Consider the following 22,310-nt stretch of genomic DNA (forward strand, 5'->3'; position numbering starts at 1 on the left):
TGTCCCGGATATAGAAACCGGCATTTTCCAGATCAGATACAACAAAAAACCACCATTGATAATCAACAGTGGTCTTAAGTGCTTGGCAACGTCCTACTCTCCCAGGACCCTTCGGTCCAAGTACCATCGGCGCTGGAGGGCTTAACGGTCGTGTTCGGGATGGGTACGTGTGGAACCCCTCCGCTATCGCCACCAAACGGGCATTTGAATATCAAATGCTATTATTCAGGTCTCAGCATCGCCAAATGCTGAAAACAAATCTTCTTTACAGAGCTACTTGAGCTCCATAAATTACAATTTGATTCCTGAAAACTGAATCCGAAACGAATCTGCGCATTATTTTTTGGATAAGCCCTCGACCGATTAGTATTGGTCAGCTCCATGCATTGCTGCACTTCCACCTCCAACCTATCTACCTCGTCGTCTTCAAGGGGTCTTACATACTGGGAAATCTCATCTTGAGGGGGCTTCACGCTTAGATGCTTTCAGCGCTTATCCCGTCCGTACGTAGCTACTCAGCCATGCTCCTGGCGGAACAACTGATGCACCAGCGGTACGTCCATCCCGGTCCTCTCGTACTAAGGACAGCTCCTCTCAAATTTCCTGCGCCCACGACAGATAGGGACCGAACTGTCTCACGACGTTCTGAACCCAGCTCGCGTACCGCTTTAATGGGCGAACAGCCCAACCCTTGGGACCTACTTCAGCCCCAGGATGCGATGAGCCGACATCGAGGTGCCAAACCTCCCCGTCGATGTGGACTCTTGGGGGAGATAAGCCTGTTATCCCCAGGGTAGCTTTTATCCGTTGAGCGATGGCCCTTCCATGCGGTACCACCGGATCACTAAGTCCGACTTTCGTCCCTGCTCGACTTGTAGGTCTCGCAGTCAAGCTCCCTTATGCCTTTGCACTCTGCGAATGATTTCCAACCATTCTGAGGGAACCTTTGAACGCCTCCGTTACTCTTTAGGAGGCGACCGCCCCAGTCAAACTGCCCGCCTGACACGGTCCCCGTACCCGCTAAGGGCACTAGGTTAGAACCTAGATACGATCAGGGTGGTATCCCAACGGCGCCTCCGCAGAAGCTTGCGCTCCTGCCTCCACGGCTCCCACCTATCCTGTACAGATCGTACCCAAATTCAATATCAAGCTGCAGTAAAGCTCCATGGGGTCTTTCCGTCTTGTCGCGGGTAACCTGCATCTTCACAGGTATTAAAATTTCACCGGATCTCTCGTTGAGACAGCGCCCAAGTCGTTACGCCATTCGTGCGGGTCAGAATTTACCTGACAAGGAATTTCGCTACCTTAGGACCGTTATAGTTACGGCCGCCGTTTACTGGGGCTTCGGTTCACAGCTTCGGATTGCTCCTAACCGCTCCCCTTAACCTTCCAGCACCGGGCAGGCGTCAGCCCGTATACTTCGCCTTACGGCTTCGCACAGACCTGTGTTTTTGCTAAACAGTCGCTTGGGCCTTTTCACTGCGGCCCCCTCGGGCTATTCACCCTACCGAGGCACCCCTTCTCCCGAAGTTACGGGGTCATTTTGCCGAGTTCCTTAACGAGAGTTCTTCCGCGCGCCTTAGAATTCTCTTCTCGCCTACCTGTGTCGGTTTGCGGTACGGGCACCTTCTCCTGACTAGAGGCTTTTCTTGGCAGTGTGAGATCATGACCTTCGCTACTACAATTTTCGCTCCCCATCACAGCCCAGCCTTAACGATGTGCGGATTTGCCTGCACACCAGCCTCACTGCTTAGACGGACATCCATCAGTCCGCGTCACTACCCTCCTGCGTCACCCCATCGCTCATAGCGGATTACGGTGGTACAGTAATTTCAAACTGTTGTCCTTCGACTACGCCTGTCGGCCTCGCCTTAGGTCCCGACTTACCCTGAGCGGACGAGCCTTCCTCAGGAAACCTTGGGCTTTCGGCGGATCAGATTCTCACTGATCTTTTCGTTACTCATACCGGCATTCTCACTTGTATGCTGTCCAGCGCTCCTTACGGTACACCTTCAACCCACATACAACGCTCCCCTACCCCAGATGCAAAGCATCTAGCCATAGCTTCGGTGGTGTGTTTAGCCCCGTTACATTTTCGGCGCAGAGTCACTCGACCAGTGAGCTATTACGCACTCTTTCAATGGTGGCTGCTTCTAAGCCAACATCCTGGTTGTCTGTGCAACTCCACATCCTTTCCCACTTAACACACACTTGGGGACCTTAGCTGATGGTCTGGGCTGTTTCCCTTTTGACAATGGATCTTAGCACTCACTGTCTGACTCCCGGCAAGAAGTAAATGGCATTCGGAGTTTGACTGAGCTTGGTAACCCTTGCGGGCCCCGCACCCAATCAGTGCTCTACCTCCACCACTCCATTCACCGAGGCTAGCCCTAAAGCTATTTCGGGGAGAACCAGCTATCTCCGAGTTCGATTGGAATTTCTCCGCTACCCCCACCTCATCCCCGCATTTTTCAACATGCGTGGGTTCGGGCCTCCAGTGCGTGTTACCGCACCTTCACCCTGGACAGGGGTAGATCACACGGTTTCGGGTCTACGTCCACATACTTAGTCGCCCTATTCAGACTCGCTTTCGCTGCGGCTCCGGCTTCTCACCTTAACCTTGCATGTTAAACGTAACTCGCCGGTTCATTCTACAAAAGGCACGCCATCACCCATAGAAAGGGCTCTGACTTTTTGTAAGCACACGGTTTCAGGTTCTATTTCACTCCCCTTCCGGGGTGCTTTTCACCTTTCCCTCACGGTACTGTTTCACTATCGGTCGCCAGGTAGTATTTAGCCTTAGCAGATGGTCCTGCTAGATTCATACGGGGTTTCACGTGCCCCGCACTACTCGGGATCCGTCTCGGAGAGAACACAGTTTAGGCTACAGGGCTTTTACCTCTATCGCGGGCCTTTCCAGACCTCTTCACCTACCATATTCCTTTGTAACTCCATGTGAGACGTCCCACAACCCCAAGAGGCAAGCCCCTTGGTTTAGGCTGTTCCGCGTTCGCTCGCCGCTACTGACGGAATCACTATTGTTTTCTCTTCCTCAGGGTACTTAGATGTTTCAGTTCCCCTGGTCTGCCTCTGCGTATCCTATGTATTCAGATACGAGTAACTGCGAATTACCACAGCTGGGTTTCCCCATTCGGACACCCCCGGATCAAAGCTTGCTTACAGCTCCCCGAGGCAGTTTCGTTGTTCGCCACGTCCTTCGTCGGCTCCTGGCGCCTAGGCATCCTCCGTGTGCTCTTAGTAGCTTAACCAATGTGTTTTCCGTTAGGAAAACCGCTTAGCATCGCCATTAATTCAAAACTTGTTTATACAAGTTCAGCTTAAAGGAATGTTCTAAAACGCAAATTCGTTTCGGTATCCAGTTTTCAAGGATCAAGGTAAAGATGAGAGCTTAAACTCTCAAAACTGACCAACGAGTGAGTATCTAGCCGACCGGCTAGATTTAAGATTTGAATGTCACCGTTGCAGGTGACGATTCTCCATAGAAAGGAGGTGATCCAGCCGCACCTTCCGATACGGCTACCTTGTTACGACTTCACCCCAATCATCTACCCCACCTTCGGCGGCTGGCTCCCTTGCGGGTTACCCCACCGACTTCGGGTGTTGTAAACTCTCGTGGTGTGACGGGCGGTGTGTACAAGACCCGGGAACGTATTCACCGCGGCATGCTGATCCGCGATTACTAGCAATTCCGACTTCATGCAGGCGAGTTGCAGCCTGCAATCCGAACTGAGACCGGCTTTGCTGGGATTGGCTCCACCTCGCGGCTTCGCTTCCCGTTGTACCGGCCATTGTAGTACGTGTGTAGCCCAGGTCATAAGGGGCATGATGATTTGACGTCATCCCCACCTTCCTCCGGTTTGTCACCGGCAGTCACTCTAGAGTGCCCAGCTCAACCTGCTGGCAACTAAAGTCAAGGGTTGCGCTCGTTGCGGGACTTAACCCAACATCTCACGACACGAGCTGACGACAACCATGCACCACCTGTCTCAACTTTCCCCGAAGGGCACCTGATGCATCTCTGCTTCGTTAGTTGGATGTCAAGACCTGGTAAGGTTCTTCGCGTTGCTTCGAATTAAACCACATACTCCACTGCTTGTGCGGGTCCCCGTCAATTCCTTTGAGTTTCAGTCTTGCGACCGTACTCCCCAGGCGGAGTGCTTACTGTGTTAACTTCGGCACCAAGGGTATCGAAACCCCTAACACCTAGCACTCATCGTTTACGGCGTGGACTACCAGGGTATCTAATCCTGTTTGCTCCCCACGCTTTCGCGCCTCAGCGTCAGTTACAGCCCAGAAAGTCGCCTTCGCCACTGGTGTTCCTCCACATATCTACGCATTTCACCGCTACACGTGGAATTCCACTTTCCTCTTCTGTACTCAAGTCACCCAGTTTCCAGTGCGACCTCAGGTTGAGCCCAAGGTTTAAACACCAGACTTAAATAACCGCCTGCGCGCGCTTTACGCCCAATAATTCCGGACAACGCTTGCCCCCTACGTATTACCGCGGCTGCTGGCACGTAGTTAGCCGGGGCTTTCTTCTCAGGTACCGTCACTCCGGCAGCAGTTACTCTACCGGACGTTCTTCCCTGGCAACAGAGCTTTACGATCCGAAAACCTTCATCACTCACGCGGCATTGCTCCGTCAGGCTTGCGCCCATTGCGGAAGATTCCCTACTGCTGCCTCCCGTAGGAGTCTGGGCCGTGTCTCAGTCCCAGTGTGGCCGTTCACCCTCTCAGGTCGGCTACGCATCGTCGCCTTGGTGGGCCGTTACCCCACCAACTAGCTAATGCGCCGCAGGCCCATCCCCAAGCAGCAGATTGCTCCGCCTTTCATTCTTCTCTCAGGAGAAAAAAGAAATTATCCGGTATTAGCTACCGTTTCCGGTAGTTATCCCAGGCTTGAGGGCAGGTTGCCTACGTGTTACTCACCCGTCCGCCGCTAAGTCTGAAAGGAAGCAAGCTTCCTCTCAAACTCCGCTCGACTTGCATGTATTAGGCATGCCGCCAGCGTTCGTCCTGAGCCAGGATCAAACTCTCCAAATTGGTATTTAGAAAGAGCGATTGCTCATTTTGAAACATCTGACGAGAATTTACATTCTCATTTTTGGATCTCACCGAAGTGATTTCCATATACTCACTCGTTGTTCAGTTTTCAAAGATCAAGCTCGTTGTTGACATCGATTATCTCGTCATCAGCAACTTTTATAATATAACATGTTCTTCTTCTGAATGCAACACTTATTTTCGATGAAGCAAAGTGTGTATTCATCAGAGCAACATGTCCAACCTTGTGCAAGGCACCCGCCTTGCGATTGGATATATAATATAACATTATATATCCCTGCTAACAACCCTTAATTTCTACTATTTTCGAGATAGTACTATAGACTTTCATAGATATCCTATACAAGCCTCTGTGCCTGTATAACCATGCCCAAAAAGCACATGCCGGCCCTCATATCTAGCAGGACCTGCATGTGCAACTCTCCTCTTAGGGACTATCCTCTTAATTGGGAATCCAAGGAGTCTGATTCTTCTTATCTGTACTTGAACGTCCGCTTGAGCTTGAACGCGGCTTGGAGTGGGCCTTATCCTTGGCGGCAGAGTTCTGGCTGGAGGTTTTCGCTTTTGCCGCTGAAGGTTTGGATTTCCCTGGTTTTGTATCCTTTGCTGTTGTGGCCTCAGTGCGCCCCTTATCCGGCACCTCCTCCGCTTCCTCCACTACAGGCTCAGGAATCTGAATCTCGGGTACGCGGTTGTGGGCGAAATTCTCCATGCCCGGATAAGCCGGATATGGCGGAATATTCGATACCATAGGCTGTTCATACATCGGTGACACCGCGTTAGGCATGGCATTCATTCCTCCAGCATAAGGAGAAACCATCCCCATCTGCGGCATGCCGTACACCGGATACCCGTTATACATCGGCTGCTCATAAGGATAGGGCTGAATCGACATTGCGCCGCATCCGCAGGAAGGCCACGGAAGATTAACCTGCTCACTCTGGTACTGCGGAGCAAACGCAGCATTGTCACTGACAGGGCTGACTGCTGACATATTCACATTGTTATAATCCGGTTCTGCATTAGGATACCATGCTCCGGGGTATTGTCCAGGCGGACAAGGATTAACCGGCTGAGCATAGAACGGCGGGCATTCCGGCATAAACGCTGCAGGCTGAACATAACTTGGAGCGTTATTCATATTGTTCATATTCATATTGGCCATTGGCTCATATACGGGATACACGGGTGCATAATTCATAAAATACGGATTCTCGCTAAGGCCGGGATAACCATCGCTCTTTCCCCAGGGCGAGGTTTTACCCTCATCCCAGGCGGCAGGCTGAACCTCTGACTTATGATGCACTTCTTTGGTTTTCTCTTCCTGCGCGGGAACAGAGATTTGCACATACAAGCTTTGTTTCTCATAGACGGCTTCCTGAACCGGCTTGACTTCCGGCGCTTTGTTAGGTGCAGGGTTAGGTGCAGGAACCGCCAACGGAATAGGGACTGCTTCTGCAGCAGGTGCAGGAACTGGCGCTGGTGCGGGAGCCGGCTTTTCGATGACACCAGTGTAGGTTTTACCGCCAATCGCCGTTTTATCGACCACTGCCGGAGCGGTGGACTGAGCCTGAATTGGGGTCGTATTAGCTTTTACCGGATCGATGGATTGGGCCTGGATTGGAGAGGTGCTGACTTTCTTAGGGATATTCACGACTTCACCCGTCATCAGTGCATTAGGGTTCTTAAGCTGCGGGTTGGCATCAATCATATCCTTGAGTGTAACTCCCCAAGCCTTGGAGAGCTTCCATAAGGTATCGCCTTGCTTGACTGTATGCTTATAGTAGATATCGTTGTTGTCCGGAACAGGCAGAGCTACGGGCGCAGCCGGGATCTTAACCTTGTCTCCTACAGCAAGCACATCTGGATTGGTGATTTGCGGATTGGCCTCGATTATTTTTTGCAGCGGCACTCCATACTTCTGTGATAACGCGAACAGCGAATCACCTTGCTTAACAATGTGTATTTTCACGCAGCATTTACCTCCTAAAAGTATCTATTGATCGGCACTGCACCCCGGTTCAGGGATGATAGCCCTCCAGATTCGGTAGTTGCGGTACAGCCGCCTCCTTCGTTACTACATCTTATGCAGCCCATGGGCGAATGACATCCCTATATGCAAAAAAAATCCTTCCATGCTTGGCATGAAAGGATTTTTCTCTATTCGCTCACGCGAAATTACTGTACTATTCCCAAACCTTATATCCGTCTTTATCAACCACATTGCGGAATTCTTCCAGCAATTGCAGGGTAATCGGCCCGGCCTGGCCGGAACCAATGACTCTGCCGTCGATCTCACGGGCAGCAATAACTTCAGCCGCTGTTCCGGTGAAGAAGACTTCATCGGCAATATAGACATCATGCATGGTGAACGGCTCTTCCTTCAGCGGCAGTCCGAGCTTCTCACACAGCTCAATGATCGCCAGACGGGTGATTCCCTCCAGGGCACCCAGGTAACAAGGCGGTGTATAGACTACCCCTCTTTTGATAATGAAGATATTATCGCCGGAGCCTTCGGTTACATACCCTTGAGCGTTCATCATGATTGCTTCATCGGCTTCCGCCAGATTCGACTGAATCTTCACCAGAATATTGTTGAGATAGTTCAGCGATTTGATCTTCGGATTCAGGGCATCCGGAAGATTGCGGCGCTGGGAGACGGAAACGGCACGAAGACCGTTCAGATAAGCCTGCTCCGGGTAGATGGCGAGCTGCTCAACAATGATAATTACACTCGCTTTGGGGCAGCGGCGCGGATCAAGACCCAGGTTGCCGGGACCGCGTGATACGATCAGCCGGATGTACCCGTCCCGCATTTCGTTCAGGCGAATTGTCTCGGCCATAGCCTCCAGCATCTCATCATAGGCCAGCGGAATGTCCAGCATAATCGACTTCGCCGAATCATACAGCCTGTCCAGATGCTCCTTGCACTTGAAGATGTTGCCGTTATAAATACGGATACCTTCAAAAATTCCGTCTCCATATAAAAAACCGTGATCGAATACGGACACCATTGCCTTGACCTTCGTTACATGTTGTCCATCCAGATAGATCCATTGCTCAGCCATGAACTTACTGCACCTCCGCTTTCTCTTCCTCATAGGTGTATGTGGGATAGGACCCCAGAATCCGTACCTGACAGCCCAAGGCTTTGATCTCTTCAATCGCACCCGGGAGCAGTACCGATTCTATCGGTTCCAGCACATCAATATAGAAATAATAAGTACCCAGCTTCTTCTTCGTCGGCCGTGATTCAATACGGGACAAATTCAGCTTACGCCAGGCAAAAGCAGCCAGCACCTGATGCAGTGCACCAGGGAAATCCTCGGGCAGCGTAACAAGAATACTCGTCTTGTCTCCACTGCTCTTCTGCGGAAGCTCCAGCTTCTGCGGACCAACCAGCACGAACCGTGTGTAATTGTTATTATGGTCTGTAATCTGGCGTTCCACAACCTCCAGCCCGTGCGTAGCGGCTCCAAGCGCGGTACCGATGGCAGCCCAGCCTTTGCCGGGATTGCCCTTCACAATCTCAACCGCTTCAGAGGTGCTTCCCACAGACTCCAGCTCAGCCCAGGGCATAGCCTTACGGATGAACTGCGTGCATTGCGCCATAGCCACCGGATGGGACAGGATCTTGACAATCCTGGTATAATCCTTGTCCCCGTTCTCCTTCGTGAATTCCTGCGGACAGCTGATCAGATTCTGTATCGACGGAAAAATCCACTCCGCCTGCATCGGCAGATTCACTTCATTAATGAGCCAGTCGATATGCAGGCTGACCGAGCCTTCTATCGTGTTCTCAATCGGAATGACGCTGTAATCGGTGACTCCGCCAGCCGTGGACAGAAAGACATCGGAGATGAGCTTATGATGCTCCAGATGAGCAGGGTTACCGCCAAATAAATGCAGCAGCGCTTCATGCGAGACGGAGCCCTGAGGCAATAACGCTATTGATTTCATGACTGTAATTCTCCTTTTATCATATCCAAAAATGATTCGTTTTGCATCCCGTTTCTTTCAAGCAGCTCTGCCGTGACACCCGTATTGCATGGGGACAGCCATACGGTACGGGCAGAAATCCCGTTCTCCTGCATGGTCTCTGTCAAAAACAGCTCCAGCTCCTGCTTCCGCTGCTCGCTGCGGTCCACCATACATAACAGGGTCGGGCCTGCACCGCTAAGCGCAATCCCCAGCGCGCCGTGGCCCGGAGCTTCAGCCAGCAGCTTCGCCATCCCCGGCACCAGCGGTGCACGGTAGGGCTGATGCAGCCGGTCCTGCATCGCGGTGCCAATCAGGTCCAGCCGGCCTGCGGCTAACGCTGCGGTGAGCAGCGAGGTACGGCTGATATTATGAACAGCATCGCCGAGCGTAACCTCCGCAGGCAGCGCCTCTCTGGCCTTGACCGTCTCCAGCTCGAATTCAGGAATGACCACCAGAAATTCCAGCTCCTGCGGCGGCTCAATCCGGATGTAATCGGCATGTTCACCGTCCCACACGGCCGTAATAATTCCCCCGAAGAGCGAGGCTCCGACATTATCGGGATGCTTTTCGATCGTTGTAGCCATATCGAACAACTTCGCCTGACCCAGCGGTGAACCTATCATAGCATTCGCCGCAGCCAGCGCGCCAATAATGGCCGAAGCACTGCTGCCCAGCCCGCGGGTGAGCGGGATTTCCGAATACATGGAGATGGACAACTCCGGAACCTGGACCCCGGCCTCTGCAAATACCATTTGCGCAACCTTGTAGAGCAGATTGCTTTTGTCCCGGGGAAGACCGGCCATCTCATCTCCATACAGATGAAACACCGTTTCAGCGGCTTCCTCCATTTCAATCCAGGCATACAGCGACAGAGCCATGCCCAGCGTATCGAAGCCCGGACCGAGGTTGGCCGTGCTCGCAGGGACCTTCACTCTAGACCTTCCGTAAATACTCATGGCGGGTAAATCTCCTTCATTATATTTGCGCGCAAGCCCTGTGTTCCATGGACACCTGCGATAGTTAGCCTTCTACACGGTAATGGCTTTTGATGCGGTGAATGACATTCAGTTGCTCCAGATGGCGCAGCACTTTGTTCATACTCGCTCTGCTGGCGTTATGTGTGACAATGATAATTTCGGCATCAGGATTATTAGGATTGGCCTGCTGCACAACGGAATCCAGACTGACATCATATTCGGCAAACACCTGGGTAATCTTCGCCAGTACACCCGCCTTGTCATCGACATGAAGCAGCAGGAAGTTCTTGTAATAAATATCCTCGTCGCTCTTCAGCTTCTTCTGCTTGTACGGCACAATCTGCTTAAGCCCGTTGACCCCCAGCTTCAGGTTCTTGATAACCGCCACCAGATCCGCCACAATCGAGGTTGCCGTAGGCATCGCCCCTGCCCCCGCACCGTAGAACATCGTCTCTCCTACAGCCTCACCATATACATATACCGCATTAAAGACGCCGTTCACGGAGGCAATCGGGTGGTTCGTACGGATCATTGTAGGCTGGACGCTAATGCTGAATTCTTCATCCTGGCGTTCTGCAATCCCGAGCAGCTTCATCTCGTACCCCAGCCGTTTGGCAAAAGCCATATCCTCCTTGCTGACGCCGGAAATCCCGCTTACACTGACATCGCTCAGCTCTACATTGGTCCGGAAGCCCAGCGTGCCCAGAATGGCCATCTTGCGGGCTGCATCCAGTCCCTCCACATCGGACGTCGGATCAGACTCGGCATATCCCAGCTCCTGCGCTTCATGCAGTGCGTCGAGGTAAGATGCGCCTTCCTGGCTCATTTTGCTAAGGATGTAGTTGGTTGTCCCGTTCACAATCCCCATAATCTTCATAATCTTATCCGAGGAAAAGCCTTCGATCAGCGTGCGGATAATCGGAATGCCTCCCGCCACACTTGCTTCATAGAACACATCGCACTGCTTCTCCTGTGCCTTGGCCAGAATCTCCGAGCCGTGCAGAGCCATCAGGTCCTTATTGGCTGTTACGATATGCTTGCCGCGCTCCAGTGCCTCCAGAATGTAATCCTTCGTCCCTGCGATCCCGCCCATGACCTCAACAATGACATCAATCTCCGGGTCGCGGATAACGGCCCATGGATCATCGGTAATCTTGGACGGGTCCACTTCGATATCACGCGGCTTCTCCGTATTCTTCACGGCAATCCGTTCAATCAGGATCGGCGAGCCGACCTGGCTGCTCAAATCCTCCTGATTTCCTTCCACAATACGGACAACGCCCGTACCCACAGTACCCAGACCCAGCAGACCTACTTTAACCGGCTTCATTCGTATTCTCACCCCTGACCAATAATTAACGCACGCTTCACACCGGGAATTGCCTTGAGACTGTCCAGCAAGTCGCCCAGCTCTTCATTCAGATGGGAGATCTCGACAGAGATCACCACGTTCGCCCGTCCTTGCAGCGGGATACTCTGATGGATCGTCAGCACATTCGCCCCGTGAACGGCCACCGAACCGAGCACCTTGGACAGCATGCCCGACTCGTGCTCCAGATCAATCGAGATCGTCACAATGCGCTCGCGCTCCAGCTGATGAATTAAGTGTATCCCATCTTTGTATTTATAAAAAGCACTGCGGCTAAGCCCGACCTGTTCCACGCCCTCGTGTACGGTTTTGGCATCTCCTGCTTCCAGCAGCTGCTTGACCTGCATGGTCTTCAGCACCGCATCGGGCAAAATGTCCTCCCGGACCAAATAATAGCGTTCTTTCACGAACGTCCTCACCCCAAAGACTTTTGTATGTACATAGTGGACATTATACGGGATTGAAGGCTTTTATTGCAATAACTTTCTGTAAACATGGGGAAAAGACTGTCCCCCTATTAGCTAGGAGGAACAGCCTTCACCTGCAGAACCCGGTCAGCTGTAAGCAATGGTCGTCCCGCAGTAATCACAGCTGGTAGATTGGTTGGGAGCTACCGTATTCTGTGCCCCGCAGCCCGGACAACGGACAGATTTGGGAAGCTGCTGCGGCCTCGGCTGCTGATAGGACGGCTGCCCTGCAGGCGGCTTGAAGGGCGAAGCACCTGCCTGCCCCGCCTGGACCTGCGGCGCTGTATCCGCTCCCTCATGGAAGAGAAGCCCGGAGTCCAGCACCCCGTACTTCTGCAGATAGAGAAGGTCTCTATTCACATCCCCTTCACTTTGCCCGGTACGGTCCGCCAGATTCCCGGTATAACGGACTCTGCCTACGGTAATCAATTGCACATATTGATTCGCTAGCTGGGCGAACCGGAACCTGGCCTTGGCTGCGCTTCTGGCGAACGCAGCCGCAGGCAGGAGCAGCACCAAACATACGAAGATCAAACCTGATATCAGTGTGGTGGTATCCATCGCGTCATCACTGAAGATGGAAATTACGACGATACCCATTATTTGCAGGAATCCTCCCACAAATACATGGAACAACAGACTATAATTGACGGGCTTGCGGTAATTTTTATAGTGTGTGCTCAGCATGCGTACCAGCGCAAACGCAAGTCCCAACGGCATAAACAAATATCCGGCACCGATAGTTACAATATCAAAAGTAGTCCGCTCATACTTAGGCAGACTATCAGAGGGCTGTCCTTCCCGGCCCGGCAACAGTCCCCCCCGCTCATTCCCTATCCCCATTGCTGTCTATTCCTCCTATTTAAGCGCCGCCAGCTCCAGGTTACGCCGCTGGAGCGTGCTGGCAATACTCTCCGTTAACTCCTCTGTCTCCGTGTCCCAGCGGGCCGGCAGCTCCTTCAAGACAAGCAGCAGCGCCACATGGTCATGCAGCAGAGAGATCTGCTGCCTAATGATGTCTTCCGTGGCATACAATCCCGGTCTCGACACCGGGTCACTGTAGCGGAATTTCTCCTCCAGAGAATCAATCAGTTCTACCAGCCTGCTTGCCTCAGAATGCTTCCAGGTGCCGGCAATCCCTCTGATCTCCTGCAGCTCCTGCATGTGGGTACGCAGGCTCCGCGAAGCTTCCGCAGCCCTGCGCTCCCCGGAGGCGGCATTCCACCCATATCCCCCTGTAGCCACAAGGACGATGGAAGCTACAATCAGGATCAGCAGCTGCTCTCCTGCGTACCAGAGCGGACTCAGCTCCAGAATCCAGTCGAGCAGAATAGCCGAAGCAAATACCGCAGCCAGATAGAAGGCTATAATTACAGCTCCGCTGATGAATACCGGTGAAGTCCGGCCCGCTTCAGGAGCACGGCGCAGCCATAGCGTACAATACACGTAAACCACAGTCTCTGCTATACCAACAGCAAGCAGAGTCACTACGAAGCGCAGCAGCGATTCCGAGAATCCAAGCGTGAAGAAGGTACCCGCAGTAACTGCCAGAACAGCAACATAAATGCCAGTAACTAGACCCGTATATGACCTCTGCCTCTGCATTCCGTTCACCCGTTAGCCGCTCTGGTGCCGCACTCTGGACAGAATTTCTGTCCGGGCTTCAGCTCATGTCCGCAGCCTGCACACTTCAGGATCAGGCCCTCTCCACAATGCGGACAGAATTTGGCACCTGGGATGACCGCCTTACCGCAGCTATGGCATACCTTATCCTCCACCGCCGGCGGGGATTGCAGACTGCGGCCGCAGCCGGTACAGAAGCGTGCATCTGCCGGATTAAGGGTTCCGCAGTCCGAGCAGGATTTAGAAGCAGCAGGAGGTGCCGGCTGGCTGCCCGTACTGCCGTCCAGAGACATGCTACGGGTCATCCGGGTAGCTATCTCAGCCGCAGGCCCGGCCAGCCCAAAGCCCATGCCGAGCCCCAGTCCCGCATTCATCATGCCCGCCCCTATATTGCCAGGATTGCCTGCTGCCTCCTCCATAGCATCGAAGCTTCGTTCCTGCTGGTAGGTGAAGCCGATAATGTCCATCTCCGCTTTTTTGGCCAAGGCTTCCTTGAGACGTTGGGTTGCCGGATCATCATCGGGAATATTGATCGAATCAATATAGAAATTATTAAGTTCAATACCGCTGTCCAGGAACGAGGAGGATAAGCGCCCCTGAATATGCTTGGAGATTTCAACCACGTAGGCGTTGATCTCCAGGATGCTGATTTTTTTGTGCACCAGATAAGAAGAAATAAGTTCATTGATATTAGACATCAGCAGGCCGCGGAAATAACTGATCATCGTATCCTGATCGAAGACCGGCAGCGTCCCTACCAGCTTCAGCAGGAATTTGCGGGGATCTTCGATCCGCACGCCAAACTGCCCGAAGGCCCGGACCGCTACCATGATCTTGTACTTAGGGTCCTGCAGCTGCAGCGGTGCACTGGTCCCCCACTTCACATTCATGGAGTTCATCTTGTTCACAAACCATATCTCTGCGGTGAACGGAGACTTGCCGCCGAACGGCAGATTCACTACATTCGACAGAATCGGAATATTCGCTGTGCTTAAGGTGTGGCGTCCGGCTGTGAACGAATCCAGCGCCTGCCCGCCCTTGAACAGAATCGCTTCCTGGGCTTCATTCACAATCAGCTGTGTCCAGGTGCCCAGCTCCTGGTTCGGATACTTCCAGGCGAAGACACCCGGAGGTCCGTCATATTTGACTACTTCAATAATGGCCATCTGTCCATTCCCTCTTTCCTGACAGGTATGTATGATATACGCAGATTACACCCTTTGGATTCAACTTCGTGCGTCTCTTGCTATAATGATTGTAGTAAATTAATCCGGATATATAAAGAAAACTTTATTAGCAGAAATGGTTTTGCCACCTGTTAAGCAATGAAAATAGGCCGCATCTCCCTCTCGGAAGATACAGCCGATAACCTTGCTTCTCTATTAATAGTAGCTGCTGTTCTCGACAAATTCGAATTCAAAATCAGCAATGCGCACGATCGTACCTTCCACAGCGCCGCGTCTGCGCAGCTCGGCATCCACACCCATGTGACGCAAAGTACGGGCCAGCCTAAGAATCGCATCATGTGTGCTTAGCTGCATTCTCTTAATCATCCGCTCAATCCGCGGACTATTGACTACAAAGGCCTCGTTGTCACGGGTAATCGTGAATGAGTTATCCTCTTCCGCTTCCAGCTTATACACCTTGCGCTCTTTACCGGCTACTTCTTCCACCACCGGAGCCACAGGAATACTGTCAAGAATATCTGTAGCACGGTAGAGCAGCTCCTGAACGCCCTGACGGGTCAGTGAAGAGATCGGCATAATCTCAAGATCCGGGCGAAGCTCCGCGACACGCTCACGGAAGGAAGCCAGGTTCTCCTCGGAATCAGGCATATCCATCTTGTTCGCCGCCACGATCTGCGGACGGTCAATCAGCGCCGCATTGTACTGCTTCAGCTCATCGTTAATCAGTACCCAGTCTTCAAAAGGATCGCGGCCTTCCGAGCCGGACATATCCACGACATGAATGATGATACGCGTCCGTTCAACGTGGCGCAGGAACTCATGCCCAAGCCCCACCCCTTCACTCGCGCCTTCAATCAGTCCAGGCAGATCCGCCATCACAAAGCTGCGGCCGTCTCCGACATCCACTACACCCAGGTTGGGGGTAATAGTGGTAAAGTGGTACGCTCCGATCTTCGGCTGGGCAGCGGACACGACCGACAGCAGCGTAGATTTGCCCACGCTAGGGAAGCCTACAAGGCCTACGTCCGCCATGACCTTCAGCTCCATTACGATGTAACGCTCCTGACCCTCTTCCCCATTCTCCGCCAGCTCCGGCGCCGTATTGTTCGCCGTCGCAAACCGGGTATTCCCCCGGCCGCCCCGGCCGCCGCGGGCCACTACAACCTGTTGTCCATGACGGGTTAAATCGGCAAGGATCTCCTGGGTATCATCATCAATTAACACGGTTCCAGGCGGAATCCGCACGATCATATGCTCAGCGTTGGCCCCGTGCTGGCTCTTGTTGCGCCCCTTAATTCCCTTATCCGCCTTGAAGTGCCGCTGATAACGGAAATCCATCAAGGTCCGTAAGCCTTCATCCACGCGGAAGATCACATCTCCACCACGGCCGCCATCGCCGCCGGCAGGACCTCCATCCGGTACATACTTCTCCCGGCGAAATGCTACGAGACCATCTCCGCCGTCTCCGCCTTTTACATAAATCTTAGCCTTATCTACGAACATAAATGTTCACCTTCCTTACATCTCCAGCGGTAACCGCAGTTCCAAATAACCCTTGGCAGGCTGAACCTGCTCCGCCTTCATGATTTTTCCTTGTACTATATTATAAATTTGCCCCTGAAGCAGTTCGGGATTGTCTTGCTCTCCCTCACCTTTGAAAGAGATCAGAATGTCTCTTCCCTCCTGTGAAAAGCTGAGCTCAAGCTTCCGCGTGTCTCCATGCTGTGTTATTCCGCTGTACTGGTACGCTCTAACCGTCTGCATAACTACCGAAGTCAGCTCAGCTCCTACCTCTGGACTCAGCTTGTCCTCCAGCTGGAGCCCTTCCTCTACCTGTATGTCCAGCTCCAGACTGCTTCTGAACGTACGGAAGGATTGCAGATAGAACACCAGGGAAGGTACTCCCAATTTGGCAATACGGCTGTCCAGCGCAATACGCTCCTTTATTCTTTCCACACATTGTACGGATTTATCAGGCTTGCCCAGCTGGATATATCCGTAAAGCACCTGCAGATCATTCATCCAGTCATGACGATGATGATTCAGTGTCCGGTTTGCCGCCTGCTGCAGAGTATTCTCCTGTATACGCAGTTCCTCTTCATATTGACGCCGGTTGTAAACAAAGCTGAATGCAAGCACTGCCGCTACCCAGACTCCGAGCAGCAGGCATGTGAAAAGGGAGGTTTGCCAATACACGAGACCTAAAGGAAACACTGCGGATAACATGACTGCCCAGACCTTACTTTTCCAGGATTTCATTCTTTCTCCCCGTCCCTTGGTTCGCAAAATTGATTCCAATGTAAGCACTGCTTATCTTGCTTCATATTCACCATTTCCCAGTATAACACAGGCTTTCTCCGCAATCACCAGAATCCCACCACAAAGTGAGGCTTAAGCTTCGATGCTTACTCAGGTACTTTGCGGGACCCCGAAACAATTTCAAAAAAAGCCCCCGGCACTGATGCCGGAGGCTTCTCATCTTCATAGGTTCCGTAAGCTTACGCTTCCAGTGCCGCTGCTACCGGAGCGACATCCACCGGATACACGCTCACTTTTTTGCGGTCGCGTCCCCAACGTTCGAACTTCACTACGCCGTCCACAAGTGCGAACAGTGTGTCATCTTTACCGATGCCCACGTTCGTGCCCGGGTGGATTTTGGTTCCGCGTTGACGAACCAAGATGTTGCCGCCGGTTACTGCTTGACCGTCAGCCCGTTTCACGCCAAGACGCTTAGAATGGGAATCACGTCCGTTCTTTGTGGAACCAACACCTTTTTTCGATGCGAATAATTGAAGATCCAATTTCAACATGTTGTCAACCTCCTTCTTCAAATGATGACTTCCTGTATCTGAATATATTTCCTGTAGGATTTAGCAATATCCTTGAGCATCAGCACCATGGATTCCAGCAAGAGCTGTACCTTGGCGGAGACTTCGGGATCATTCACGGGAACCAGGGTTCCGCTTAAGAATCCATCCTTCATCGAAGTATCCAGAACAACTCCGGTCAGGCTCTCAATCGCATTCACAGTTCCAACGGTAACCGTCGAAACACCCGCGCAGACGATATCCTTGCCATTCCTTGCGTATTCCGCATGCCCCTTGACGGCAAAACCGACAATGACACCTTGAGCAGAAGCCCGTGTAATCCGCACGTTAATCATTAACGCACCTTCTTACGCTTGAATCTTCTCGATAGTTACTTTGGTGTACGGTTGACGATGGCCTTGTTTCTTGTGGTAGTTCTTCTTAGGTTTGTATTTGTAAACTACAACCTTATGACCCTTACCATGCTTCTCGACTTTGGCTGTTACAGACGCGCCGCTTACCAGCGGAGTTCCTGCAGTCAAACCACCTTCGTTAGAAACAGCCAAGACACGGTCAAACGTTACGCTTGCGCCGTCTTCAGCTTCCAGCTTCTCAATGAACAAAACATCGCCCTCTTGGACTTTGTATTGTTTACCGCCAGTTTCGATAATTGCATACATTGTACTTGCACCTCCTCATGTCTCAGACTCGCCTAGTCAAGGTGGCAATCCCCGGGGGAATTACGCTTCATCTACCCGATCGGAGCGGTTACAGCATGTGCAGGAATGGAACAACCAAACACATACTTGAAGATATTATCATACATATGATCCCTAGTCAATATCTCCTTACAAAACATATACAACCTGACCATCTCTTCCCTACTCCAGCCATGTCCCAACCTTGCCTGTACCGCCGCAGCACTGGCAGATCACCGGGGCAAATCCGGCGGAATCATGTCTGGCCTTCTTACGGGTCATCTCCAGCAGACCGAGATGGGTCCAGCCGAGAATATGCGTCTTGGTCCGGTCCCGGCTGATAATGCTCTCCAGCTTGTCCGTCACCTGCCTGCGGTGCTCTTCCCGCTCCATATCAATGAAATCAACAATAATAATACCGCCCGTATCCCGGAGCCGGACAAGCCGCCCGATCTCCTCCGCAGCCAGCAGGTTGGTCCGCGTTACCGTATCCTCAAGGTTCGTCCCGCCAGTGTACTGCGCTGTGTTGACGTCAATCACAGTCAAGGCCTCTGTCTCATCCCAGATGAGCGTAGCCCCGCCTTCGAGGATGATTTTACGGCTGAAGCTCTTGTGCAGTTGATCTGTCACCCCGTAAGCAGAGAAAATGGACTCCTGCCCCCTGTAGAAGCCCACAGGCTTGTACCCTTCAGGAGCCATGTCCGACAGGAAGGCTTCCGCCTCCTTCACCGCCTTGGCCGAATCAATCCGCAGCTCATCACGCTGCGGATTGAAGGCATCCCGGATGAACCGCTGGACGATACTCAGATCGCAGTGCAGCAGAGCGGGTGCCTCCACTTCCTTGGAACGCCGGGTAATCATTTCCCACTGCGCCCGCAGAAAAGCCAGATCTCCCTCCACGGCATCCAGCGGCTCGTCCTCGGAGACAGTGCGCATAATGAGTCCTTCCTCACCCTGGCGCAGCCGCTCGCCGATACCTTTGAGCCGGCTGCGCTCCGATTCCCGGCCTATTTTCTTGGAGACCCCGACATATTCGGCAAAGGGCATGTACACCATCCAGCGTCCGGGCAGTGTATAATGCGTGGTTACCCGCGCGCCCTTGCCGCCCCGCGGTTCTTTTCTCACCTGGACGACAATCTCCTGACCGGGCTGCAGCAGCATCTCAATCGAAGGCTTGACAGCCGGCTGCTTGTCCAGATGGGGATGCAATACATCATCTACGTATAGGAACGCATTCTTTTTCTGTCCGATATCTACAAAGGCCGCCTGCATACCAGGCAGCACATTCATTACCCGGCCTTTATAATAACTCCCGACCAGACCTTGCTGCTGATCGCGTTCAGCCGCATATTCCACCAGCCTCCCGTTCTCCAGAAGTGCCATGCGGGTAATATGCTGTGTACAGTGAACGATCATTTGTTTCATGGCTTCACCTCTGGTTTGAATCGTTACTCGCTTGTTACTTTCCGAAATACGAAGCAATCAGACGCTGCTCCGGCACAACAGCTACGATATCCCTGTCGTTGTTCATCACATAGATATAATGATAATGGTTACGTTTAAATAGACGCAATATCTCATCCAAAGGTTTCGCGAGCGAGGCAACTATTGGGCGGGCAATGTTCTCCGCCACTAGATACCGCTCATAAATCCGCTCACGGTTCATCAAAAAACCAACAAACCGGTACGGCAAATTACGCTGGTCCGTCCAATTAGAATAGAGCAGAAACGCTCCGATCATCAGCAGGTTAAGCCGGAGGCCGTCCCCGTTCCCAAGCGGAAGCAGGGCGTACCCTATCACAAGCAGGCTGGCCGTAATACTGACTCTGCCGGTCCACAGCAGCGTGTAATAATACGGAAGCAGCAGACTCAGGGCTGCCTGAAGGATTTTGCCACCGTCCAGCGGAAGCACCGGCAGCAGATTGAACAGAGCGATCATGGCGTTGGCTCCGATAAAATAATCCAGATAGGCGATATTTCCATACTCCACCTGCTTAAGAGCCAGCGCCATCAGAATCATAATTCCGTTCTGCAGCGGACCGGCCAGGGCAATCCCGATCTCACGGACAGCCGTAAGCCGCCCATGATCCTCTATAACCGCAACGCCGCCGAATGGCAGCAGTTGGACCGATCGTACGTTAATTCCGGCCAGCAGCGCCGCACATACATGTCCAAGCTCATGAATGAATACGATCAGAAACAAGGTAAGCAGCTCCAGGAACTGTCCGGTAAGCACGGATACCATGAGAATCAGCACGAAGAGCGGATGCAGTGACAATTCAATGCCGCAGACCCTAATCAAACGATACCACTTCGGCCGGATCAATATAAGTCTTGTCTTTCATAACTGCAAAAAACAGCAACGGGACCCGGGCATCCTCCGTCCCCTGAATCCAGCCTATTTCGTCTCCGCTCTGTACCCAGTCATCCACCGCGAGCCGTGTCCCGCTCAAATGACCGTATTCTGCCGTGATCTCCCCGGTATGGCGGACCGTAATACGGATGCCTCCCCGGGCTTCCTTTGAAACGGCCAGCACACGGCCCGTATCTACACTTTTCACCGTGACACTGGCACTTGAATCGTCTGCCGGTATAATTTCAATGCCATTAAGCGAAGTGGCAAAAGGACGCACAATACTTCCTGCAAGCGGAGCGCTAAGCTCATGGGCGGCTGTCACCTTCTCCGCCGGTACCTGTTCATCTCCGAAAATCGGAATAAAGGACGGGGCTCCATTGAAATGTTCCTCGTACCACACCTGTGCTGCTGCAAAATCCATATCATTGCTGAGGATGTCTGTAATAAAATACTGCGCCTTCACTGCCCATGGCTTCTGAACGGCAAAAATGCCCCATACAGCGCCAAAAACCAGCAGACTGGCCACTGTCCGCCGCAGCAGACCTGCACGGAATCCCCCTCCCGGTCCCCTCCCGTCTTCATCAACCCAGTGGTTACGCTGCTGCTTCCACATTGTTTCAGGGTCCGGCTCAGGGGAAGAGGCAAATTCATTCCTGTCACCCGCCCCCCATTCTCTGAATGAGGGAGGATTGTCAGACAAACGGAACCGCTCTGATGCTGCTCCAGCTGCAGGCTTCTCCTCCAGCAGATTCTGTATACGCTTCTTGCGGCGGTTCTTGGACTCTCTCGGGTATTCCATAATGATCCCTCCGGCGGGCTTGTTTTACTTCCATTTTATGAGTGGCGGAAGCCGCTTTAGAACAAGCCCTGTCCAAGTTACTGCACAACAAAAATAAGCCCGCCGGTGATTTCTCAGCAGCGGGCTCTTAACAGAAGATAGCCGTGTATAAGTGCGTGGCCGGGATTCAGCCCATTCCAAAAAATTTCTTGAGCTTCTTGAAGGCGCCCGTCTTCTGGTCAAGCTGCATCAGCGGCACCGCATCGCCAAGAATACGCCGGGCAATATTACGGTAGGCGATCGCTGCTAAGGAGTCCGGGTTCATCACGGTAGGCTCCCCGTTGTTCGCCGCCCGGATGACCTGTTCATCATCGGGTACAATCCCGATCAGATCAATATTAAGCACCTGCAGAATATCCTCGATATCAAGCATATCCCCGGACTTGATCAAGCCCTGACGAATCCGGTTGACCACCAGCTTCGGAGATTCTACCGATGACTGCTCCAAGAGACCGATAATCCGGTCCGCATCCCGCACCGCAGCATGCTCCGGAGTAGTAACTACAATTGCTTTGTCAGCACCGGCAATCGCATTGCGGAAGCCGTGCTCAATTCCCGCCGGACAATCGATCAGAACATATTCGTACTCCTTCTTAAGTTCAAGAATGATATCCTTAACCTGCTCCGGTGTAACGGCTGTCTTGTCCTTGGTCTGGGCTGCGGGCAGCATGTACAGCTCATCAAAGCGCTTGTCCTTGACCAGCGCCTGATTCAGCCGGCAGCGGCCTTCCGCCACATCGACCAGATCATAGATAATCCGGTTCTCCAGCCCCATGACAACATCCAGATTCCGCAGTCCAATGTCGGTATCCACCAGACATACTTTTTTGCCCTGCAAGGCGAGTGCGGTACCAATGTTGGCTGTTGTGGTTGTCTTGCCAACTCCGCCTTTGCCCGAGGTTACGACAATCGCTTCTCCCAT

18 protein-coding genes, 3 rRNA genes and 1 other annotated feature are annotated in these 22,310 nt (G+C 52.6%); all 21 genes read right to left on the minus strand.

Features of this window, described 5'->3' with window-relative positions; all coding sequences use genetic code 11:
* Positions 1-80: 80 nt before the first annotated feature.
* The 21 genes from rrf to minD all read right to left on the minus strand — a co-directional run bounded on the left by rrf (position 81) and on the right by minD (position 22,310).
* Positions 81-197: ribosomal RNA gene (rrf, locus tag MKY86_RS23770) — 5S ribosomal RNA — on the minus strand.
* Between the two features lie 146 nt (positions 198-343).
* Positions 344-3,269, minus strand: a 23S ribosomal RNA gene (locus tag MKY86_RS23775).
* Between the two features lie 234 nt (positions 3,270-3,503).
* Positions 3,504-5,064: ribosomal RNA gene (locus tag MKY86_RS23780) — 16S ribosomal RNA — on the minus strand.
* Together the 16S, 23S and 5S rRNA genes form the textbook arrangement of a ribosomal RNA operon.
* A 463-nt stretch (positions 5,065-5,527) precedes the next feature.
* The gene (locus MKY86_RS23785; protein WP_076079465.1) at positions 5,528-7,057 is read right to left on the minus strand and encodes a LysM peptidoglycan-binding domain-containing protein; all 1,530 of its coding nucleotides are present in this window, start codon (positions 7,055-7,057) and stop codon (positions 5,528-5,530) included.
* Between the two features lie 214 nt (positions 7,058-7,271).
* On the minus strand, positions 7,272-8,153 hold the full coding sequence (ilvE, locus tag MKY86_RS23790; protein ID WP_076079464.1) for a branched-chain-amino-acid transaminase: 882 nt from the start codon (positions 8,151-8,153) through the stop codon (positions 7,272-7,274).
* A gap of 4 nt (positions 8,154-8,157) precedes the next feature.
* Positions 8,158-9,045, minus strand: a complete 888-nt coding sequence (pheA, locus tag MKY86_RS23795; protein ID WP_076079463.1) for a prephenate dehydratase — start codon at positions 9,043-9,045, stop codon at positions 8,158-8,160.
* Entirely contained in the window at positions 9,042-10,022 is a 981-nt protein-coding gene (thrB, locus tag MKY86_RS23800; protein ID WP_076079462.1) for a homoserine kinase, read from the minus strand. Before thrB ends, pheA begins: the two co-directional genes overlap by 4 nt.
* A gap of 64 nt (positions 10,023-10,086) precedes the next feature.
* Positions 10,087-11,373 (minus strand): homoserine dehydrogenase, encoded by a 1,287-nt coding sequence (locus tag MKY86_RS23805; RefSeq protein ID WP_076079461.1) that lies wholly within the window; start codon positions 11,371-11,373, stop codon positions 10,087-10,089.
* Between the two features lie 8 nt (positions 11,374-11,381).
* Entirely contained in the window at positions 11,382-11,819 is a 438-nt protein-coding gene (locus MKY86_RS23810) for an ACT domain-containing protein (RefSeq protein WP_036698990.1), read from the minus strand.
* A gap of 147 nt (positions 11,820-11,966) precedes the next feature.
* Positions 11,967-12,722, minus strand: coding sequence for a hypothetical protein (locus tag MKY86_RS23815; protein ID WP_076079460.1), 756 nt, complete (start codon positions 12,720-12,722; stop codon positions 11,967-11,969).
* A 15-nt stretch (positions 12,723-12,737) separates the two neighbouring features.
* Positions 12,738-13,484 carry a hypothetical protein gene (locus MKY86_RS23820; protein WP_143803726.1) on the minus strand — a complete coding sequence of 249 codons (747 nt, stop codon included), beginning with the start codon at positions 13,482-13,484 and terminating at the stop codon, positions 12,738-12,740.
* Positions 13,485-13,489: 5 nt separating this feature from the next.
* Complete coding sequence (locus MKY86_RS23825; RefSeq protein WP_076079458.1) at positions 13,490-14,668, minus strand: SPFH domain-containing protein; 1,179 nt, start codon at positions 14,666-14,668, stop codon at positions 13,490-13,492.
* A 216-nt stretch (positions 14,669-14,884) separates the two neighbouring features.
* Complete coding sequence (gene obgE, locus MKY86_RS23830; protein ID WP_076079457.1) at positions 14,885-16,192, minus strand: GTPase ObgE; 1,308 nt, start codon at positions 16,190-16,192, stop codon at positions 14,885-14,887.
* A 15-nt stretch (positions 16,193-16,207) separates the two neighbouring features.
* Entirely contained in the window at positions 16,208-16,948 is a 741-nt protein-coding gene (locus MKY86_RS23835) for a Spo0B domain-containing protein (protein WP_076079456.1), read from the minus strand.
* A 239-nt stretch (positions 16,949-17,187) separates the two neighbouring features.
* On the minus strand, positions 17,188-17,499 hold the full coding sequence (gene rpmA / locus MKY86_RS23840) for a 50S ribosomal protein L27 (RefSeq protein WP_020429282.1): 312 nt from the start codon (positions 17,497-17,499) through the stop codon (positions 17,188-17,190).
* Between the two features lie 17 nt (positions 17,500-17,516).
* The gene (locus tag MKY86_RS23845) at positions 17,517-17,852 is read right to left on the minus strand and encodes a ribosomal-processing cysteine protease Prp (protein WP_036725900.1); all 336 of its coding nucleotides are present in this window, start codon (positions 17,850-17,852) and stop codon (positions 17,517-17,519) included.
* Between the two features lie 12 nt (positions 17,853-17,864).
* Positions 17,865-18,176 carry a 50S ribosomal protein L21 gene (gene rplU / locus MKY86_RS23850; protein WP_036698983.1) on the minus strand — a complete coding sequence of 104 codons (312 nt, stop codon included), beginning with the start codon at positions 18,174-18,176 and terminating at the stop codon, positions 17,865-17,867.
* 14 nt (positions 18,177-18,190) lie between these two features.
* Positions 18,191-18,276, minus strand: a sequence feature (ribosomal protein L21 leader region).
* A gap of 101 nt (positions 18,277-18,377) precedes the next feature.
* Entirely contained in the window at positions 18,378-19,619 is a 1,242-nt protein-coding gene (locus MKY86_RS23855; RefSeq protein WP_076079455.1) for an Rne/Rng family ribonuclease, read from the minus strand.
* Positions 19,620-19,653: 34 nt separating this feature from the next.
* Complete coding sequence (locus tag MKY86_RS23860) at positions 19,654-20,496, minus strand: M50 family metallopeptidase (protein ID WP_076079454.1); 843 nt, start codon at positions 20,494-20,496, stop codon at positions 19,654-19,656.
* The gene (locus MKY86_RS23865; RefSeq protein ID WP_076079453.1) at positions 20,489-21,349 is read right to left on the minus strand and encodes a M23 family metallopeptidase; all 861 of its coding nucleotides are present in this window, start codon (positions 21,347-21,349) and stop codon (positions 20,489-20,491) included. The genes MKY86_RS23860 and MKY86_RS23865 overlap by 8 nt, the downstream gene beginning before the upstream one ends.
* 166 nt (positions 21,350-21,515) lie before the next feature.
* Positions 21,516-22,310: a septum site-determining protein MinD gene (gene minD, locus MKY86_RS23870; protein ID WP_076079452.1), complete on the minus strand. Its 795-nt coding sequence runs from the start codon at positions 22,308-22,310 to the stop codon at positions 21,516-21,518.

Origin of the sequence: Paenibacillus sp. FSL R7-0333 (assembly GCF_038000365.1) — a bacterium.
Taxonomy (GTDB): domain Bacteria; phylum Bacillota; class Bacilli; order Paenibacillales; family Paenibacillaceae; genus Paenibacillus_AQ; species Paenibacillus_AQ silagei.

Coding starts and splice junctions, on each gene's coding strand:
- ilvE (WP_076079464.1), bottom strand. CDS start 8,153: ATGGCTGAGCAATGGATCTATCTGGATGGACAACATGTAACGAAGGTC.
- MKY86_RS23815 (WP_076079460.1), bottom strand. CDS start 12,722: ATGGGGATAGGGAATGAGCGGGGGGGACTGTTGCCGGGCCGGGAAGGA.
- MKY86_RS23845 (WP_036725900.1), bottom strand. CDS start 17,852: ATGATTAACGTGCGGATTACACGGGCTTCTGCTCAAGGTGTCATTGTC.
- MKY86_RS23820 (WP_143803726.1), bottom strand. CDS start 13,484: ATGCAGAGGCAGAGGTCATATACGGGTCTAGTTACTGGCATTTATGTT.
- MKY86_RS23835 (WP_076079456.1), bottom strand. CDS start 16,948: ATGAAATCCTGGAAAAGTAAGGTCTGGGCAGTCATGTTATCCGCAGTG.
- minD (WP_076079452.1), bottom strand. CDS start 22,310: ATGGGAGAAGCGATTGTCGTAACCTCGGGCAAAGGCGGAGTTGGCAAG.
- obgE (WP_076079457.1), bottom strand. CDS start 16,192: ATGTTCGTAGATAAGGCTAAGATTTATGTAAAAGGCGGAGACGGCGGA.
- thrB (WP_076079462.1), bottom strand. CDS start 10,022: ATGAGTATTTACGGAAGGTCTAGAGTGAAGGTCCCTGCGAGCACGGCC.
- MKY86_RS23855 (WP_076079455.1), bottom strand. CDS start 19,619: ATGAAACAAATGATCGTTCACTGTACACAGCATATTACCCGCATGGCA.
- rpmA (WP_020429282.1), bottom strand. CDS start 17,499: ATGTTGAAATTGGATCTTCAATTATTCGCATCGAAAAAAGGTGTTGGT.
- rplU (WP_036698983.1), bottom strand. CDS start 18,176: ATGTATGCAATTATCGAAACTGGCGGTAAACAATACAAAGTCCAAGAG.
- pheA (WP_076079463.1), bottom strand. CDS start 9,045: ATGAAATCAATAGCGTTATTGCCTCAGGGCTCCGTCTCGCATGAAGCG.
- MKY86_RS23825 (WP_076079458.1), bottom strand. CDS start 14,668: ATGGCCATTATTGAAGTAGTCAAATATGACGGACCTCCGGGTGTCTTC.
- MKY86_RS23805 (WP_076079461.1), bottom strand. CDS start 11,373: ATGAAGCCGGTTAAAGTAGGTCTGCTGGGTCTGGGTACTGTGGGTACG.
- MKY86_RS23865 (WP_076079453.1), bottom strand. CDS start 21,349: ATGGAATACCCGAGAGAGTCCAAGAACCGCCGCAAGAAGCGTATACAG.